This is a genomic window from Alphaproteobacteria bacterium (assembly GCA_030740435.1).
Classification (GTDB): Bacteria; Pseudomonadota; Alphaproteobacteria; order UBA2966; family UBA2966.
The window spans coordinates 21855-38544 of the sequence record JASLXG010000048.1; the positions used below are offsets into that span (position 1 = coordinate 21855).

The 16690-nt window shown below is 65.5% G+C and carries 16 protein-coding genes; 9 read left to right on the forward strand and 7 right to left on the reverse strand.

All coding sequences use genetic code 11. From position 1 onward, the window contains the following. Positions 1–84: 84 nt before the first annotated feature. Positions 85–1746 (reverse strand): acyl-CoA mutase large subunit family protein, encoded by a 1662-nt coding sequence (locus QGG75_05680; protein ID MDP6066733.1) that lies wholly within the window; start codon positions 1744–1746, stop codon positions 85–87. Positions 1747–1919: 173 nt separating this feature from the next. Between QGG75_05680 and QGG75_05685 the strand changes: the two genes are divergently transcribed. The 6 genes from QGG75_05685 to QGG75_05710 all read left to right on the forward strand — a co-directional run bounded on the left by QGG75_05685 (position 1920) and on the right by QGG75_05710 (position 8535). Next, positions 1920–3017 carry a TRAP transporter substrate-binding protein gene (locus tag QGG75_05685; GenBank protein MDP6066734.1) on the forward strand — a complete coding sequence of 366 codons (1098 nt, stop codon included), beginning with the start codon at positions 1920–1922 and terminating at the stop codon, positions 3015–3017. Between the two features lie 106 nt (positions 3018–3123). Next, positions 3124–3675, forward strand: coding sequence for a TRAP transporter small permease subunit (locus QGG75_05690; protein MDP6066735.1), 552 nt, complete (start codon positions 3124–3126; stop codon positions 3673–3675). A 26-nt stretch (positions 3676–3701) separates the two neighbouring features. After that, a complete protein-coding gene (locus QGG75_05695) occupies positions 3702–5252 on the forward strand; it encodes a TRAP transporter large permease subunit (GenBank protein MDP6066736.1) in 1551 nt (516 codons plus the stop codon). A 16-nt stretch (positions 5253–5268) separates the two neighbouring features. Continuing rightward, entirely contained in the window at positions 5269–6414 is a 1146-nt protein-coding gene (locus QGG75_05700; GenBank protein ID MDP6066737.1) for a thiamine pyrophosphate-dependent enzyme, read from the forward strand. Between the two features lies 1 nt (position 6415). Beyond that, positions 6416–7399 (forward strand): alpha-ketoacid dehydrogenase subunit beta, encoded by a 984-nt coding sequence (locus QGG75_05705; protein ID MDP6066738.1) that lies wholly within the window; start codon positions 6416–6418, stop codon positions 7397–7399. Further along, positions 7399–8535, forward strand: a complete 1137-nt coding sequence (locus QGG75_05710; GenBank protein MDP6066739.1) for a dihydrolipoamide acetyltransferase family protein — start codon at positions 7399–7401, stop codon at positions 8533–8535. The genes QGG75_05705 and QGG75_05710 overlap by 1 nt, the downstream gene beginning before the upstream one ends. Positions 8536–8541: 6 nt before the next feature. Here the strand turns inward: QGG75_05710 and QGG75_05715 are convergent, their stop codons facing one another. Further along, complete coding sequence (locus QGG75_05715; GenBank protein MDP6066740.1) at positions 8542–9402, reverse strand: crotonase/enoyl-CoA hydratase family protein; 861 nt, start codon at positions 9400–9402, stop codon at positions 8542–8544. Positions 9403–9451: 49 nt separating this feature from the next. On the opposite strand from QGG75_05715, the gene QGG75_05720 reads away from it, so the two are divergent. Beyond that, complete coding sequence (locus QGG75_05720) at positions 9452–10999, forward strand: carboxyl transferase domain-containing protein (GenBank protein ID MDP6066741.1); 1548 nt, start codon at positions 9452–9454, stop codon at positions 10997–10999. Position 11000: 1 nt separating this feature from the next. Here QGG75_05720 and QGG75_05725 read toward each other — a convergent pair whose 3' ends face one another. The 3 genes from QGG75_05725 to QGG75_05735 all read right to left on the reverse strand — a co-directional run bounded on the left by QGG75_05725 (position 11001) and on the right by QGG75_05735 (position 12652). Further along, the gene (locus tag QGG75_05725; GenBank protein MDP6066742.1) at positions 11001–11351 is read right to left on the reverse strand and encodes a type II toxin-antitoxin system MqsA family antitoxin; all 351 of its coding nucleotides are present in this window, start codon (positions 11349–11351) and stop codon (positions 11001–11003) included. Then, on the reverse strand, positions 11348–11641 hold the full coding sequence (locus QGG75_05730; GenBank protein ID MDP6066743.1) for a type II toxin-antitoxin system RelE/ParE family toxin: 294 nt from the start codon (positions 11639–11641) through the stop codon (positions 11348–11350). The genes QGG75_05725 and QGG75_05730 overlap by 4 nt, the downstream gene beginning before the upstream one ends. A gap of 117 nt (positions 11642–11758) precedes the next feature. Next, entirely contained in the window at positions 11759–12652 is an 894-nt protein-coding gene (locus QGG75_05735) for an alpha/beta hydrolase (protein ID MDP6066744.1), read from the reverse strand. 74 nt (positions 12653–12726) lie between these two features. Here QGG75_05735 and QGG75_05740 point away from each other — a divergent pair, with 74 nt between their 5' ends. Next, positions 12727–13335 (forward strand): glutathione S-transferase family protein, encoded by a 609-nt coding sequence (locus QGG75_05740; GenBank protein ID MDP6066745.1) that lies wholly within the window; start codon positions 12727–12729, stop codon positions 13333–13335. Positions 13336–13346: 11 nt separating this feature from the next. On the opposite strand, the gene QGG75_05745 is transcribed toward QGG75_05740, so the two are convergent. Continuing rightward, a complete protein-coding gene (locus QGG75_05745; protein MDP6066746.1) occupies positions 13347–13934 on the reverse strand; it encodes a hypothetical protein in 588 nt (195 codons plus the stop codon). A gap of 46 nt (positions 13935–13980) precedes the next feature. Next, positions 13981–15024: an alpha/beta hydrolase gene (locus QGG75_05750; GenBank protein MDP6066747.1), complete on the reverse strand. Its 1044-nt coding sequence runs from the start codon at positions 15022–15024 to the stop codon at positions 13981–13983. A 99-nt stretch (positions 15025–15123) separates the two neighbouring features. On the opposite strand from QGG75_05750, the gene QGG75_05755 reads away from it, so the two are divergent. After that, the gene (locus QGG75_05755; GenBank protein ID MDP6066748.1) at positions 15124–16683 is read left to right on the forward strand and encodes an MBOAT family protein; all 1560 of its coding nucleotides are present in this window, start codon (positions 15124–15126) and stop codon (positions 16681–16683) included. Positions 16684–16690: the final 7 nt, after the last annotated feature.

Genomic DNA, 16690 nt, shown 5'->3' on the forward strand with positions numbered 1-16690 from the left:
GGGATCGCCGCGGAGGTTACCAGTCAAGCTTGGTGGCACCGATGTTTCGGCGGCGGTCGAAGCAACGGGTCGTTGGCTTTGAGTTCAGGCCGCCACCAGGGGCTGGCCGAAGCCCAACTCGGCACGCACCCGAGCGCAGACCTCGCCGTGGCTGGTCCCGGCCATGACGGCCTCGACCACGGCCCCGAATAGATTCACCCCCTCGTCATGGCAAGCCCGGGCCAGAGCGTCCAGCGCGCGCTGCACGGCGGCTTGGTCGCGATCACGTTTGAAAGCCTCAAGCCGGGCCAGATAGGCCTCGATGCTGGCCTCGTCGGTGCGTGGCAGCGGCGGCGGGCGTTCGTCGGCGGCCGCCACTTGGTAGGCGTTGACGCCGACCATGACCTCCTCGCCGCGCTCCAGCCGCTCCTGAAAGGCCTGGGCGGACTTGCCGATGATTTGCTGCACCAGTCCGCTCTCGACGGCGGCGAACATGCCGCCTGCCTCGTCGATGCGCGCGATCACGGCGGCGATCTCGGCCTCCATCTGATTAGTCAGTGACTCGACGTAGTAGGAGCCGCCGAAGGGATCGATGACGTCGTCGAGATGGGCCTCGGAGAGCAGAATGTTCTGGCTGGCGACGGCGATCCGGGCGGCTTCCTCGGTGGGCAGGCTGAGGGCCTCGTCGTAGCTGTCGGTGTGAAGCGACTGCAGGCCGCCACAGATCCCGGCCATGGCCTGGACGGCCACGCGGGCGACGTTGTTCAAGGGCTGCTGGCGCGTCAGGTCGGCACCCGAGGTCTGGCCATGGAAGCGGAAGCGCCGGGCGCGTGGGTTGCGGGCACCGAAGCGTTCTCCGGTGATGCGGTGCCAGAGCCGGCGGCCGGCGCGGAACTTGGCGACCTCTTCGAAAAAGCTGATGGAGATGTCGAAGAAAAAGCTGAAGCCGGGCAGGAAATCATCGGGCTGGTGGCCCCGTGCCACCATGTCGTCGGCGTACTGGATGGCGGAAGAAAGGGTCAGCCCCATGGCTTCGGCCGGCGTCGCCCCGGCCTGCTGCATGTGCTGGCCCACCACCGACAGCGCGTTCCAGCGCGGCACCTGGCTTCCCATCCACTCGATGTGGTCCAAGAGCATGCGCCGCTGGGCCGCCAGGGGCAGCCGGAAATACATGTGCAGTGCAACGAAATGCGAAAGATAGTCCGACTGGTTGGTGGTGCCGGTCAGGCTCGACCAGGGCAGGCCGCGGTCGCGGGCCACCTTCAGCATCATGGCCGACAGCGTGTAGGGCGCGGTATCGCCCAGACTCAGCGTCATCTCGTCGAAGGCCAGGCCGTCCAGGCAGCTCGCCATGTCGTCCGAGGTGTTGATGACGACACCGCAGTGGCCCAGCTGTTCTGGCTCGACCTGGTCGGCATCGTAGCCCCGCATATGCGTCGGACAGGGTGCAATGAAAAGTGTATTGAGGCCGGCCTGGCAGAGCGTGCGGATGCGGGCGTTGAAGTCCTCGGGCAGGCCCAGGCCGACGACGTGGCGCCGGTTCCAGCTGCGGCCACGGTTCATCGCCGGGTAGATGCCGCGGCTGGTCGGCGCCTGGCCGGGATAGCCGAGATCCTGGTCGTAGCGCGAGGAATCCCAGTCCTCGGGCGTATAGAGCGGCTTGACCTCCAGGCCCGAGCGGTTCCGCCGCGCCACCTCGTCGGGTAGTTGGGCTCGGTAGTCTTCCCGCCAGCGTCGGCGCGCCCGGGATTTGACGGCATCGTTCATCGGCTCCCCTCCGATGTTGCTGCGACCAGCGAAGCACAGTCGCGGCACATTTTCCAGCGCTTCCCGAGGCCTGAAAGAGCAACTTGCCCAGGCCCGCCAATCGCCTAAGATGTGGGACGACACCGCGGGGCACGAAACCGGCGGTGGACAAAAATTACTCGGGGAGATAACCCATGAAACGTCGTACATTTGTCAAAGCCGCTGCGGCCGGTGTTGCCACCGCCGCCGCGGCCTCGAGCTTTCCGGCCCCCGCCCTTTCGCAGGGCAAGAAACGGTGGAAGATGGCGCTGACCTGGCCCGCCAACACGCCGGGCCTGGGCCTGTCGGCACAGCGCGTCGCCAAACGCATCGAGATGTTCACCGAAGGCAAGATCAAGATCAAAGTCTATGGTGCGGGCGAACTGGTACCGGCCTTCGAGAGCTTCAATGCCTGTTCGGCGGGCGACGTCGAAATGTACCAGGCTGCCGAATACTATTGGCAAGGCCACCACAAGGCCTTCAATTTCTTCACCACCGTGCCCTTCGGCCTGACCGGATCCGAGCACTACGCCTGGATCAACTTCGGTGGCGGCCAGGAGCTCTGGGACGAGCTTTCGGCCCAGTTCAACCTGAAAGGTTTCGCCGGCTCCTGGACCGGCGTGCAGATGGGCGGCTGGTTCCGCAAGGAGATCAACACGATGGATGATCTCAAGGGACTGAAGTTCCGCATGCCCGGCATCGGCGGTGAGGTACTGCGCCGCCTGGGCGTCGCCGTGGTCAACCTGCCCGGTGCCGAGGTCTTCCCGGCGCTCCAGGCCGGCACCATCGACGGTACCGAATGGGTGGGGCCGTGGCTTGATCTCAATTTCGGTTTCTACAAGGTCGCCAAGTACTTCTACACCGCCGGTTTCCATGAGCCCGGCACCGTCGGCAGCTTCGGCATCAACAAGAAGGTCTGGGACGGCCTGTCCGACAGCGAACGCGAGATCATCACCACGGTGATCCAGGCCGAAGGCCAGTTACAGACATCGGAATTCCGGGCTCGCGATCTGGCCTCGCTGCATAAACTGGTGTCCGAGCACGGCGTACAGGTGCGCAACTTCACCAACGAGATGTATCGCGAGTTCGGCCGCCTGTCGGGCGAAGTCGTCAAGGCGATGGCGGCCGGGGATCCTCTGACCAAGAGGGTCTATGACAGCTATGCGGGCTTCCGCAAGGGCGCCATTGCGCTTTCCAAGATCCAGGAGGGCAAGTACCTGCGAGCCCGCGAACTGCCGTTCAAATGGTCCTAGCCCCCCAGGGCTGAGACTGATGAACTGGGAAGCCCGCTCGGATATCCGCTGCGGGCTTCCTTTGTTCGCCCCGGCAAACTCAGATCGCAATCTCAGGAGGTAGACGGTGGGCCGATTGAGGGCAGCGGCGCGCCTGATCGATGCCGTCAACGACGTGCTGGGCCGCGCCGTCGCCTGGCTGACGCTGATCATGGTGTTGACGCAGTTCACTGTCGTGATGATGCGCTACGTTTTCGGGCTGAGCTCCCTCTACATGCAGGAATCCATCGTCTACATGCACGCCATCGTGTTCCTGGCGGCGGCCGGCTATACCCTGCTGCACGAAGGCCACGTGCGCGTCGATATCTTTTACGGCAGCGCCAACGAACGCCGCCGCGCCTGGACCAACCTGCTCGGCGTGTTTTTGCTGCTGTGGCCCATGGCCGGGACCACCTTGCTGGCGTCCTGGGGCTATGTGCTGGCGTCCTGGAGGGTCTTCGAGGTTTCGCCCGAAGGCACCGCCGGGCTGCCGGCAATCTTTCTGCTCAAGACTTTCATTTGGGTGTTTGCCACGGTTTTGATCCTGCAGGGCTTCTCGCTGGCCGTACATTCGCTGGGCGTGATCCTGGGCCTCGAACAAAGCTCCACGCCCCAGGCGGAAGAGGAGCACGCCCTGTGATCGTCACGGAAATCCTGGTGATCCTCATGTTCCTGGGGGTTTGCGGCGTCCTTATGGCCGGTTTCCCCGTGGCCTTCTCGTTGGGGGGTGCGGCGCTGATGTTCGCCGGGATCGCCACCCTGGCCGGCGAGTTCGATTCGGTTTTCTTCGGTTTCTACGCCAGCCGGATTTTCGGCCAGATGACCAACGAGGTGCTGATCGCGGTGCCGCTGTTTGTCTTCATGGGCGTCATGTTGGAACGTTCCAAGGTGGCCGAGGACTTGCTCGAGAACATGGCCATGGCCTTTGGCTCGTTGCCCGGGGGCTTGGGCATTTCAGTCTGCATCGTCGGCGCGCTGCTGGCCGCCTCCACCGGCATCGTCGGCGCCACGGTGGTCACCATGGGCCTGTTGTCGCTGCCCACCATGCTGCGAAGGGGCTACGACCCCAAGCTGGCGACCGGCGTGATTTGCGCTTCGGGCACGCTGGGGCAGATCATTCCGCCCTCGCTCATCCTGGTGGTCCTGGGCGACCAGATCTCGGCCGCCTACCAGGAAGCCCAGCGCAAGCTGGGCAATTTCGCGCCCGATCCGGTTTCCGTCGGCGATCTCTTTGCCGGTGCGCTGCTGCCCGGCCTGATCCTGGTCGGCATGTACATCACCTATCAGTTCGGCTACGCCCTTCTGCGCCCCGAATCGTCGCCGCCGATTCCCCGTGAAGAGCTCACCGCCGGCCTCACCCGGGGCCAGGTCCGGATCAAGCTGCTCAATGCCCTGGTGGCGCCGGTGGTGCTGATCGTCTCCGTCTTGGGCTCCATCCTGGGTGGCGTCGCCACCCCCACCGAGGCCGCCGCGGTCGGTGCCATCGGCGCCACCCTGCTGGGTGGCCTGCGCTTGGGCGCCGACAAACCGTGGCCGGTCTACATCGCCGGGCTCTCTCTTATTGGGCTGCTGGTATTGACGGCCCAGGTCGACCTCAGGGTCTCGCGCGACATCATCAGCGCCGGCGAGTGGGCCGGCATTGTGGCCGCCGGGGTGTTCTGCCTGGCTTTGACCTGGGGTCTGCTGGTCAGTCTCGCGCGGGTTTTCGACGGCGGCGCGCTGCAAGAGGTCATGCGCTCGACCATGAAGATCAGCGCCATGGTTTTCGGCATCGTCATCGGGGCCCAGATGTTCTCGCTGGTGTTCCGCGGCCTGGGCGGCGACGACCTGGTGCATTCCTTCCTGACCTCGCTGCCCGGCGGCACGGTGGGGGCGGTGTTCTTCGTCATGCTGATCATGTTCATCATGGGGTTTTTCCTCGATTTCATCGAGATCACCTTCGTCGTCATTCCCATCGTCGCCCCCATCCTGTTGCTGATGGATCTCAATCCGGTGTGGCTCGGCATCATGATCGCCATGAACCTACAGACCTCGTTTCTCACGCCACCCTTTGGTTTTGCCTTGTTCTACCTGCGTGGCGTCGCGCCCCCTGAGGTGACGACCGGGCAGATCTACCGCGGCATCATTCCCTTCGTGGTGATCCAGCTCATTGCGCTGGGCCTGCTGGCGGCCTTCCCGGAACTGACGACCTGGTTGCCCAAAGTGATCTACGGCTAGAGCGGCGGACGGAACCATGACCATCGAGACCTTCGCGGGCCAACCGCGGCCGGTTCAGCCGCCGCTGCTGGAGCGTGCCGCGGAGCTCGGCATCCGCCAGGTGCTGGACCGGGACGGCGAACTGGCCGGCGACCTGGCCGATCCCGAACTCTCGCGCGAAGACCTCGTACGAATGTACGAAATCATGGTGCTGGTGCGCCTGATCGACGAGCGCGGCTGGCAGTTGCAGCGCTCGGGCCGGGTCGAGTTCTGGATCCCCGGCCGCGGCCAGGAGGCCGCCCACATGGGCTCGGCCCTGGCGCTGGAGGAAGACGATTGGATCTTCCTGGCCGACCGCGAAGTGGGTGCCATGCTGCTCCGTGGCGCCAGCCTAGAGAGCCTGTTCGCGCAGTTCTTCGGCCGCGTCGACGAACCGCTGCGCGGCCGCCGCCTGCCGCTCCTGCTGGGCGACAGGCGCCTCAACATCGTGCCCTGCATGACCCAGGTGGGATCGTACTTGCCTCATGCCGCCGGGGCTGCCTGGGCGGCCAAGCTGCAAGGCCACAGCACACGCACGCTGGTCTATTTCGGCGACGGCGCCACCTCGCGCGGCGAGTTTCACAGCGCACTCAACTTCGCCGGCATCCACCGCCCACCGGTGATCTTCATGTGCCAGAACAACGGCTGGGCCGTATCCACCCCCACCGACCGCCAGACCGCCACAGACAGCTTCGCCGCCAAGGGCGAGGCCTATGGCGTGCGCAACGTGCGCGTCGACGGCAACGATCCGCTAGCCGTCTACGCCGTCACCCGCGAGGCCCACGAGCTGGCGCCCGAGGAAGGCGCCACCCTGATCGAGGCGGTGACCTATCGTTTGGGGTTCCATACCTCGTCCGACAACCCCGACCTCTACCGCCTGCCGGAAGAAGTGACGGCCTGGGAGGCCTGGGACCCGCTCAACCGCACGCGGCGCTATCTGGAAAAGCGCCAGTGGTGGAGCGAGGCCCAGGAGCAGGCGCTCCATGAAAGCTGCCTGGCCGACATCCAGGCCGCCATCGAGACGGCCGAGGGCATGACCGGGCCGACGCCCGGCGATATTTTCGACGACATCCACGCCGAGCCCACCTGGCGCCTCGAGGAACAGCGCCGGCGGTTGCTGGCCGATCTCGGCCAGGAAGACTGAAGTGCCCGAACTCACCGTCCTCGAAGCCCTGAATGCGGCCATGGCCCACGAGATGGCACGCGACGAGACGGTCGTCCTCCTGGGCGAAGACGTGGGCGTGGCCGGCGGCATCTTCCGCGCCAGCCAGGGCCTGCAGCAGCGCTTCGGGCCTGGGCGCGTGATCGACACGCCGCTCGACGAGAAAGGCATCGCCGCCCATGCCGTGGGCATGGCGCTTTACGGCCTCAAGCCGATCGCCGAGATCCAGTTCTCCGGCTTCATCCACGACGCTTTCGAGCACATCATGTTCGGCGGCGCCAAGTACCGCTGGGCCACGGCCGGCCAGTACTCCTGCCCGATGGTCGTGCGGGCACCTTCCTTCGGCGGCATCCACGGCGGTTTCTGGCATTCCCAAAGCCCCGAGGCATATTACGTCCACGGCGGCGGCATAAAGATCGTCGTCCCCAGCACGCCGGCCGACGCCTATGGCCTGCTGCTGGCCGCCATCCGTGATCCCGATCCGGTGCTGATCCTGGAGCCGGTACCGCTTTATCGTTCGCTGCGCGGCGAGGTGGCAGACGACGGCAAGGCCCTGGCGCTGGGCCAGGCCGCCGTGGTGCGCCCGGGGCGCGACCTCAGCCTGGCCACCTACGGCCCCATCCGCTACGACTGCCAGCGCGTGGCCGAACGCCTGGCGGCCGAGGGCCTTGAGATCGAGATCATCGATCTGCGCTCCATCGTGCCCTTCGACGCCGACGCCGTTGTCGCCTCGGTCGAGCGCACCGGACGCCTGATGATCGTGCATGAGGCGCCGCTCAGCCTGGGTTTCGGAGCCGAATTGGCGGCCACCGTGCAAGCCCGCGCCTTTGGCTACCTGGAAGCCCCCATCGAACGCGTGGCGGCGCCCGACATGCCTTATCCCTACGGCGGCGGCGATGCCTACTACCGGCCCGGCGAGGCCGTCATCGAGGCGGCGGCGCGGCGCACGCTGGGCTTCAGCCTCTGATGTTCGCCTTCAAGCTGCCCGACGTGGGCGAAGGCATCAGTGAGGCCGAGTTGCTGGAATGGCGGGTGGCCGTGGGCGATCAGGTGGCCGAGGGCGACGATATCGCCGTGGTCAACACCGACAAGATCACTGTCGAGCTGCCGTCGCCTCGCGCCGGCACCATCCGGGCGCGCTACGGCGAAGTGGGCGAGATCATCGCCGTGGGCACGGTGGTCGTCGAGATCGACGACGGCTCGGAGGAAACCGCGGCGGCCCCGGTGGCGGCAAAATCCCCAGCCGCGCCCGCCGCCAAGCCAGGCAAGGTCGTGGCCGCCCCGGCGACGCGCCGGCGGGCCCGCGAGTTGGGCGTCGACCTGGCCCGCCTCACGGGTAGCGGCGAGGGCGGCGCCATCCGCATCGAGGACGTCGAAGCCGCGGCCGCCGGCGGCGGCAGCGACGACAGCCGGCGCATTCCCCTCAGCGGGGCCCGCGCCACGGCGGCCCGGCACCTGGCCCAGTCGGTTCACACCCTGGCCACCTCGACCACCAGCTTCGAGGCCCGCGGCGACGGCATTCTCAAATGCCTCGAGGCGGCCCGGCCGGCGGCCGAGCAGCAAGGCCTGAAAATCAGCCCGGTCGCCGTCGTCGCCAAGTGCCTGGCCGCCGTGCTGAGCCGCCACGAACGCTTCAACGCCACCATCGACGAGAGTAGGAACGAGCTGATCGTACACCAGACCGTCGAGCTCGGCCTGGCCGTGGCGGCGCCCGAGGGTTTGATCGTGCCGGTGCTGCGCGACACCGCAAACCTTGCGCTGCTCGACATTGCCGCCGACATCGCCGAGCTATCGCTCCGGGCTCGAGAGGGCCGGCTCACGCTGGCCGACATCAAGGGCGCCAGCTTCACGCTTTCCAGCACCGGCGGCCTGGAAGAGGCCACGATTATCTCCACCCGTCCCATCATCAATCCGCCGCAGAGCGCCGTGCTCTGGGTCTCCCGTATCAACCAACGGCCCCGGGTGACGGCCGGCCGCCTGGAATCCGGTCCCCTGCTGGCCGCCAGCCTGAGCTTCGACCACCGCTACATCGACGGCGCCGAAGCCACCGCCTTCATCAACGACCTGGTGGCTCAGCTCGAGGCGCCGGGCGGCAACGCCTGAGCCCCCCTATTCGAACTCGCGGGGCTGCCACCAGGGGTAATAGTCCGGCATGTCGGTGCTTGGCTTCATGCTGAATTTGGGCGGGCGTTTTTCCAGAAAGGACGCCACGCCTTCGTAAGCGTCGGGCAATTGCCCCATGGCCACGATGCCGCGGGAATCGAGCTTGTGGGCCTCCATGGGATGATCGGCGCCAAGCATGCGCCAGAGCGTCTGGCGGATCAGGGCGACGGAGACGGCCGAGGTGTTGTCGGCGATCTCGCGGGCGATCTTGCGGGCCTCGGGCAAGAGTTCCTCGGGCCGCACCACGCGACGCACCAGGCCCGCCTCGAGGGCCTCGTGGGCCGGGAAGACGCGGCCCGAATACATCCACTCCAGGGCCTTGGAGATGCCCACGATGCGGGGCAGGAACCAGGTCGAGCAGGCCTCGGGAACGATGCCGCGGCGGCTGAAGACGAAACCGAAGCGGGCCGTTTCGGAAGCGATGCGGATATCCATGGCCAGCGTCATGGTGGCTCCGATGCCGGCGGCCGGGCCGTTGATGGCGGCGATCACCGGCTTTTTGCAGTCGTAAAGCCTGAGCGTCGTCAGGCCGCCGCCATCGCGGTTCCTCTCGGGGATCTCCTGGGCCGCGCGTTTTTCGTAATCGAAGGTCTCGGCCCCGGCCGAGAGATCGGCCCCGGCGCAGTAGCCGCGCCCCGCGCCGGTGAAGATGATTGCCCGCACCTCGTCGTCGGCATCGGCCTGGTCGAGGGCGTCGATGATCTCCAGCCCCATGGGCTCGATCCAGGCATTGAGCTTGTCGGGCCGGTTAAGGGTGATGGTGAGGATTCTGTCTGCCACGTCGTAGAGAATGTACTTGTATGCCATGGCGGCTCTCCTTTGTACGCTGGTGGATCAAGTCTAACCCGAGGATCATATGACCTGGAAACCCGAGATCGAGGAACTGCGTCGGCGCGAGGCCTTCGCCCGCGAGATGGGCGGCGAGGAAAAAATCAAACGCCAGCACGACGCCAGCCGCCTGACCGTGCGCGAGCGTCTCGAACGCCTGCTCGACAAGGGTTCGTTCCACGAGATCGGGGCACTGGGGGGCGTCGCCAGCTACGACACCGACGGCGGCCTCGAACACGTGCGGCCGGCCAATTTCCTGTTCGGACGCGGCGATCTCGAAGGCCGCCGGGTGCTGGTCGAGGGCGACGACTTCACGGTGCGCGGTGGCGCCGCCGACGCCTCGATCTGGGACAAGATGGTGGCCGCCGAGCAGATGGCCGGCGAGCTCAGGCTGCCGCTCGTCCGCCTGGTCGAGGGCACCGGTGGCGGCGGCTCGGTCAAATCCATCGAGACCGAGGGCCGCACATACGTCAGCCAGGCCTTCGGCTGGGAACACGTGGTCGGCAACCTGGCCACGGTTCCCGTGGTGGCGCTGGGGCTAGGGCCGGTGGCCGGCCTGGGCGCGGCGCGGCTGGTTTCGAGCCACTATTCGCTGATGGTGCGGGGGCTTTCCCAGATGTTCGTGGCCGGCCCGCCGGTGGTGGCCCGGGTGGCCGCACCCATCGACAAGGAGACGCTGGGGGGCGCCGACATGCACGGCGACATGGGCGCCGTCGACGACGTGATGGAGAGCGAAGAGGCGGCCTTCGAGCAGGCGAAACGGTTCCTCTCGTACCTGCCTTCGTCGGTCTTCGAGCTGCCGCCCCGCGGCCCCTGCGACGACGACCCCGAAAGGAGAGACGAAAGTCTCATTGATGCCGTCCCACGCAACCGGCGCAAGGTCTACAAGATGCGTCCGATCGTCGAGAGCGTGGTCGACCGGGGCTCGTTCCTCGAGCTCGGCCGGCGCTGGGGCCGGTCGGTGATCACCGGCCTGGCGCGTCTCGATGGCTGGCCGGTGGCGCTGCTGGCCAGCGATCCCTACCACTACGGCGGCGCCTGGACGGCCGATGCCTCGCGCAAGGTGACGCGGTTCGTCGACCTCGCCCAGACCTTCCATCTGCCCGTGGTGCATCTCGTGGACATCCCCGGCTTCATCATCGGCCTGCAGGGCGAACAGGCCGGCACCATCCGCTTTGGATCGCAGGCCCTGGCGGCGGTCTTTCAGGCCACGGTGCCCTGGTGCAGCGTCATCGTGCGTAAGTGTTTCGGGGTGGCCGGGGCGGCCCACATGAACACCTCGCGAACCCGCATGAGATACGCCTGGCCCTCGTCGGACTGGGGCTCGCTGCCCGTCGAGGGCGGCATCGAGGCGGCCTACAAGGCGGACCTGGAAGCCGCCGACGACCCCGAGGCGCTGCGCCTAGACATCGAGGCGCGCCTCGAAAAGGCGCGTTCGCCCTTCCGCACCGCCGAGACCTATTGGGTCGAGGAGATCATCGATCCACGTGATACGCGGCCGCTGTTGTGCGAATTCGCCAACCTGGCGGCGCCGCTGCGCGAGGCCGGGCGTTCGGGGTTCGGGTATCGGCCCTAGTTTACTCAGCCGCCACCTTGGTCGTGCCCTTGTGGGATTGCTCCTTCTCACTCAGCGGCATCTTCAATGCTTCGTGCACCAGAACCGGGTCATACTCGATCACTCGAAAAAGGATTCGTGCCGTCCGGTGGGGTTTCCGGCGGCCCTGTTCCCAGGCCTGCAGGGCGGAGAGCTTGAAACCGAAAAAACCCGCGAACTCACGCTGAGTCATCCCCGTACGCCGGCGGATCTCCTTGATATCGGGATACTGTGGGACATAAACGAGCGTGGTGCGGGGAGCTTTCTTCTCTCCCCTGGCAATGGCCAAGGCATCGCGCGCCCCGCGCAGAATGCTCTCACCATATTCACTCATGTCCTTCTCCGTCCTCTGTGCACCGCCTTGATCCCGGCGGTGACCTGCCGCAAATCGTTTTCCTCGGCACGGGTAAGGTTGTCCTTGTCGCTCTTGCCGAATACCGAAAACAAATAAAGCGGCATCTGGTGGCTGTGGTAGTAGTAGATCACTCGCACCCCACCGCTTTTGCCCTTGCCTTTAGACGCCCAGCGGATCTTTCTGACCCCGCCCGTGCGCGGCAAAGGCGCCACCGTGACGGGACTGTTGGCCAGAAAATCGATCAGTTCCTCGCGCTCGGCGTGGCTCAATAACCCCTTTGCCTGGGCTATGAAGGGCTCAGTTTCGACGATCTCTACCGGCCCTGTATCCCCAGTCAGTATATAAGACATTGTCGTACTTGCTCAAGGGCAGAGAAGCTGCCATCCCTAGCCGCCCCTGAGCGGCCGCGAGTGGCGCCACTCGGCCAACAGCGTCCGCAGGCTGGCGATGAAAGCCAGCGGCTGGTCCAGCATCAGGTGGTGGTGGGCTTCGGGGATGGCCACGAAGGGCACGTTCTGGTCCAAGACCCCGAACATGTAGTCGACGGTGTCCTGGTTCATCATCTCGCTCTGCTCGCCATAGATGACGCCGACCCGGCATTTGAGGCTGGCCAGGTCGTTGGCCATGTTGCCGCGCTTGAAGTGCTTGAAGAGCTGGTCGTCGAACTTCCAGCTCCAGCCGCCCTCTGTCTCGACCACCGAATGGCGGGCGATGAATTCGAGCACGTAATCGTTTCCGCAATCCTGCGGCGGCATCAGGCGGAAACGGCCGACGGCGGTATCGAAGTCGGGGTAGTAGCGCTTGGGCCGGATGGGCGAGCGTTTGGGGTCGAACTCCCACTTGTAGTCCGGCGGGCGCACCGGCGCATCGACCAGCACCACGCCGGTCAACTGGTCGCCGAAAAGGGTGCCGGCCTTGAGGCTGATGAAGCCGCCGAAGCTGTGGCCGACGATGATCGGCCGCTCTCCCAGCTCGGCGTGCTGGCAGACCGCCATCAGCTCGGCCGCGAAGGTCTCGGCCCGGTAGCGCTCCCGGTAGCCCGAATCGCCCATGCCGCCGAGGTTGATGGCGGCCACCCGGTAGTGATCGAGGAAGAAGGGCGCGATGAAGCTCCACCAATAGGCATGGGCACCGTTGCCGTGCACCAGCAAAAGCCCTGGCTTGCCCACGTCGCCCCAGACCAGATAGCGGATGGGACAGCCTTCGACTTCGATCTCGCCGTGCTCATAGGGCGTATCCAGGGCGTGCTCGAACCAGGGCGGGGCGGCAATCGTCGACACTATGCTGTTCCTTCTATTTGCTCTCGTTGAGCCGCTATAGTAACCCTCTTTGCCCCGCCACCGAGGAGAGTCCCGTGAAACTCTATGACCTGGCCGCCTCGCCCAACACCCGCCGCGTGCGCATCTACCTAGCGGAAAAGGGCATCGAGATCCCCACCGTCGCCATCGACATGAGCAAGGGCGAGCAGAAGACGCCCGAGTATCTGGCCAAGAATTCGCTGGGCAAGATGCCGGTTTTAGAACTCGACGACGGCACCTGCATCGCTGAGAGCGTGGCGATTTGCCGCTATCTTGAGGAATTGCACCCGGAGCCGCCGATGTTCGGCCGCGACGCGCTGGAGCGCGCCCGCGTCGAGATGTGGCACCGCCGGGCCGAGCTCGAGATCCTGCAGTCCTTGATGCACGTCTTCGGCCACACCCACGAGATGTGGAAGGGCGTGCTGACCCAGATCCCGGAATGGGGCGCCGCCTGCGTCGAGACCGTGCAGGAACGCTACGCCTGGCTCGACCGCGAACTCGAAGGCCGCGAGTTCATCGCCACGGACGACTACACCGTGGCCGACATCGCGCTCCAGTGCGGCCTGTTGATGGGCAAGGGCATCGGCGTCCGCGCCCCCGACGATCTGGCCAACCTGGGTGCCTGGTGGCAACGCGTCTCCAGCCGGCCCACGGCGCGGGCCTAGTTTGGATTTCTCTAGTTGGCGGCGTGGGCGTATGAACCCGGAACGGTGAAGCGCCAGACCCCGCCGGATGACCGGACGCGCAAATTGAGGCAGGCGGTGAGCTTGCGTTGAAAAAACAGTGCCTTGACCGGGTACCAGGCGGTTTTGGGGACGCTGACCAGCACCACCCCATCGTTTTGACAGGTGTGCCTGCCATCGTGCTCGTAGACCTGAACGCCGCCCAGCGCGACACGCAGGCCGTCGTTGGAATAGAACTCGAGCTCGTGGGTCCCCGCTTCGAGGCGCAAATAGCCTTCGATGAAGGCGACCACGAGTTCCCTGGCATCCGAGGTCAGAACCGTGTCACCAGTGGCTGAATTGGCGTAGACGAATCCCGCCAGCGGCGTGCCCGGCTTGGTGTCGTCGGCCCAGACCTCGGCTTCATCCAGCCACTTGACCTCGCGATAGGCGTAGGCGACGGCCAGTCCGGGCCGCAGCGAGCCGGCCTCGGGCTGCGGCTCGGCCGGGGCCAGGAGAATAGGCTCCGCCGCCCGGACCGGAAAGGCCAGCAGCAGGATCGCCGCCAAGGCGATGCGGACGGAAACGCCACTCTGGCGCATGGTTGTTCCCCCGGGGCAGGCAGGTCGATCCCACGACGATAGCCTGCTAATCGAGATGGCGCAGCAGGAAATCCCTGAGCTCACCCGAAGACTGCTCGAATTCCGGCGAATCGCGGAAAAAATAATCGCCGTGCGACACGCCTTCGTAGACGTTGAGGTCGGCCACCACACCGGCAACGCGCATCTTGCGGTGGACGCGGACCGTGTCGCTGAGGAAAAGGTCCCGCGTGCCGGTGACCAGGTAGGTGGGCGGGAAGCCCTTGAAGGAGCCATAGACGGGCGAGATCAGCGGCGTCTTCAGGTCACGGCCATCGGCATAGAGCTTGGCGGCGCTCTCCAGGAGTCCGTGGTAGCTCACTAGCTTGTGGTCGATGCCCTCGTTGGTGTACAGGCTGTCGCCGGTTTTCGAGAGGTCGGCCCAGGGCGTCCCGGCCCAGAGCGCACCCGGCACCTCGAGGCCGAGTTCGATGAAGCGCTGCGTCGCCGCCAGGGTCAGCCCGCCGCCGGCCGAGGTGCCGCCAAGCGCCATCGACTTGGCCTGGCGTTCGGCAAGGAGCTCACGCCAGACCGCCACCACGTCGTCGACGGCGGCGGGAAAGGGATGATCGGGCGGCATGCGGTAGTCAATGGAGACCACCGGGATACGCCCCCGATGGGCGATCAGTACGGCTTCCAACAGGATGGCCTTGCCGGCGCCAATGACGTAGGCGCCACCGTGCAAATGCACGAACAGGCGGCTCCGATTGGCCGGATCGATCCCGGCCGGCGTCGCCGTGCGCACGCTGACGCCGGCGATCTCCGCCTTGCCAATCGTCACCCCCCAACGCTTGGCACGGAACTTGGCTTCCGCCCCGCGGCGGGCATTGGCGGCCCGGATCCTGCGGCGGAAGTCCTTTCCCGGGACGACCGTGGTCTGGCGCACGTGCTTGGCCACGTCCGGCTGCGCCCTGTTGGCGATGCCCGCCCGGATCACCTCGCTGGCGCCAGCGGGAGCCGGCAGCGTGCGTGGCCCGATTGTCCAGGGTTCGTTTCCCGCCAGCGCCGCCGACCATGGCAGAGTGAAGAACAGGGCAGCCAGGAATGCTCTCATTGTTCGCCGGACTCCCGGTTTCGAGGGCGTATGACAGGGTGCCCATCATGGGCCATACTTTCGGGCAATCGCAACGCTCCTTCTTATGGATGAATCCGCGTGCTGTTCAATACGGACGTCTTCATTTTTTTGTTCCTGCCCGGCACCCTGGTCGGATTCTTCCTGCTTGGACGACTGGGTAACGAACGGGCCTCGCTGCTCTGGCTGGTGGCGGCGTCATTATTCTATTACGGCTGGTGGAACCCGATCTATCTGCTGCTGGTGGGCGGATCGATGGCGGTCAATTATACCCTTGGCCAGTATATCAGCGGCGCCCGGGAGGCGGAGGCCGCGAAGCGGGCGCGCCATATTCTGATCGGCGGTATCGTCTTCAATCTCGGCCTGCTGGCCTATTTCAAGTACGCCAATTTCTTTCTCGACAGCATCGGCCATCTGACCGGCAGCACGCTTTCCGTGGGCGAAGTGCTGCTGCCGATCGGCATCTCGTTTTTCACCTTCCAGCAGATCGCCTATCTGGTGGACACCGCCAAGGGCGACGTGGGGCGCTATGATTTCGTCGAATACAGCCTGTTCGTGCTGTTCTTTCCCCAACTGATCGCCGGCCCCATCGTCCATCACAAGGAAATGCTGCCCCAGTTCGCCACCGCCCATACTTACCGGCCTGATCTCAGAAACCTCAGCGTCGGCGGTTCCATCTTCGCTATCGGTCTATTCAAGAAAGTGGTGCTGGCCGACAACCTGGCCATGGTGGCGACACCGGTATTCGCCAGTGCCGAAGGCGGCGCCACGCTCGACTTCTTCGCCGCCTGGCAAGGCACTTTCTGTTACGGCTTGCAGCTCTATTTCGATTTTTCCGGCTATTCCGACATGGCCATCGGCGCCGCCCGCATGTTCGGAATTCGCCTGCCCATCAATTTCAATTCGCCCTATCAGGCGACCGGCATTATCGATTTCTGGCGGCGCTGGCATCTGACGCTGTCGCGCTTTCTGCGCGACTATCTCTATATCGCGCTGGGCGGCAGCCGGCGCGGCAAGACGCGGCGCTACGTCAATCTGATGGCGACGATGGTGCTGGGCGGACTGTGGCACGGGGCGGGTTGGAATTTCCTGCTCTGGGGCTTTTTGCACGGCCTCTTTCTGGTGCTCAATCATCTCTGGCGCGCGCTTTGGGGCCGGCCCAGCGAGAATCCCTTGCTGCGCACCCTGGCACGACTTTTCACCCTGCTCGTGGTGACGCTGGCCTGGGTGCCGTTTCGGGCCCAGACCATGGACGGTGCCCTGGCGGTCTATCGCGGCATGATCAACCTGCCGGCGGAATGGGCCACGGTCGGACCACTGGCGCTGTTGCAATCGCTGGGCTTCAGTTTTGCCGGGCCGGCGGTGAGCCAGGCCAATCTGGAATCCCTGGTCTGGCTGGTGGGCTGGCTGATCGTGCTCTGGCAGGCGCCCAATACCCAGCAATTGATGGCGCGATACGAGCCGGCTTATGAGTTCGATGAAGAGAAAATGGCCGAGGACCCGGTACCGCCGCTGTTGCGGGGCAGATGGCCCCTCTTTTGGCGGCCGGGACTGGGCTGGGCCCTGGCCATCGGTGTGATGTTTGCCTTGGCGCTCTTGAACCTCAACCGCGTCAGCGAATTCCTCTATTACCAGTTCTGAGGACAGC

Coding starts and splice junctions, on each gene's coding strand:
- QGG75_05680 (MDP6066733.1), bottom strand. CDS start 1,746: ATGAACGATGCCGTCAAATCCCGGGCGCGCCGACGCTGGCGGGAAGAC.
- QGG75_05685 (MDP6066734.1), top strand. CDS start 1,920: ATGAAACGTCGTACATTTGTCAAAGCCGCTGCGGCCGGTGTTGCCACC.
- QGG75_05695 (MDP6066736.1), top strand. CDS start 3,702: ATGTTCCTGGGGGTTTGCGGCGTCCTTATGGCCGGTTTCCCCGTGGCC.
- QGG75_05700 (MDP6066737.1), top strand. CDS start 5,269: ATGACCATCGAGACCTTCGCGGGCCAACCGCGGCCGGTTCAGCCGCCG.
- QGG75_05710 (MDP6066739.1), top strand. CDS start 7,399: ATGTTCGCCTTCAAGCTGCCCGACGTGGGCGAAGGCATCAGTGAGGCC.
- QGG75_05715 (MDP6066740.1), bottom strand. CDS start 9,402: ATGGCATACAAGTACATTCTCTACGACGTGGCAGACAGAATCCTCACC.
- QGG75_05720 (MDP6066741.1), top strand. CDS start 9,452: ATGACCTGGAAACCCGAGATCGAGGAACTGCGTCGGCGCGAGGCCTTC.
- QGG75_05725 (MDP6066742.1), bottom strand. CDS start 11,351: ATGAGTGAATATGGTGAGAGCATTCTGCGCGGGGCGCGCGATGCCTTG.
- QGG75_05745 (MDP6066746.1), bottom strand. CDS start 13,934: ATGCGCCAGAGTGGCGTTTCCGTCCGCATCGCCTTGGCGGCGATCCTG.
- QGG75_05750 (MDP6066747.1), bottom strand. CDS start 15,024: ATGAGAGCATTCCTGGCTGCCCTGTTCTTCACTCTGCCATGGTCGGCG.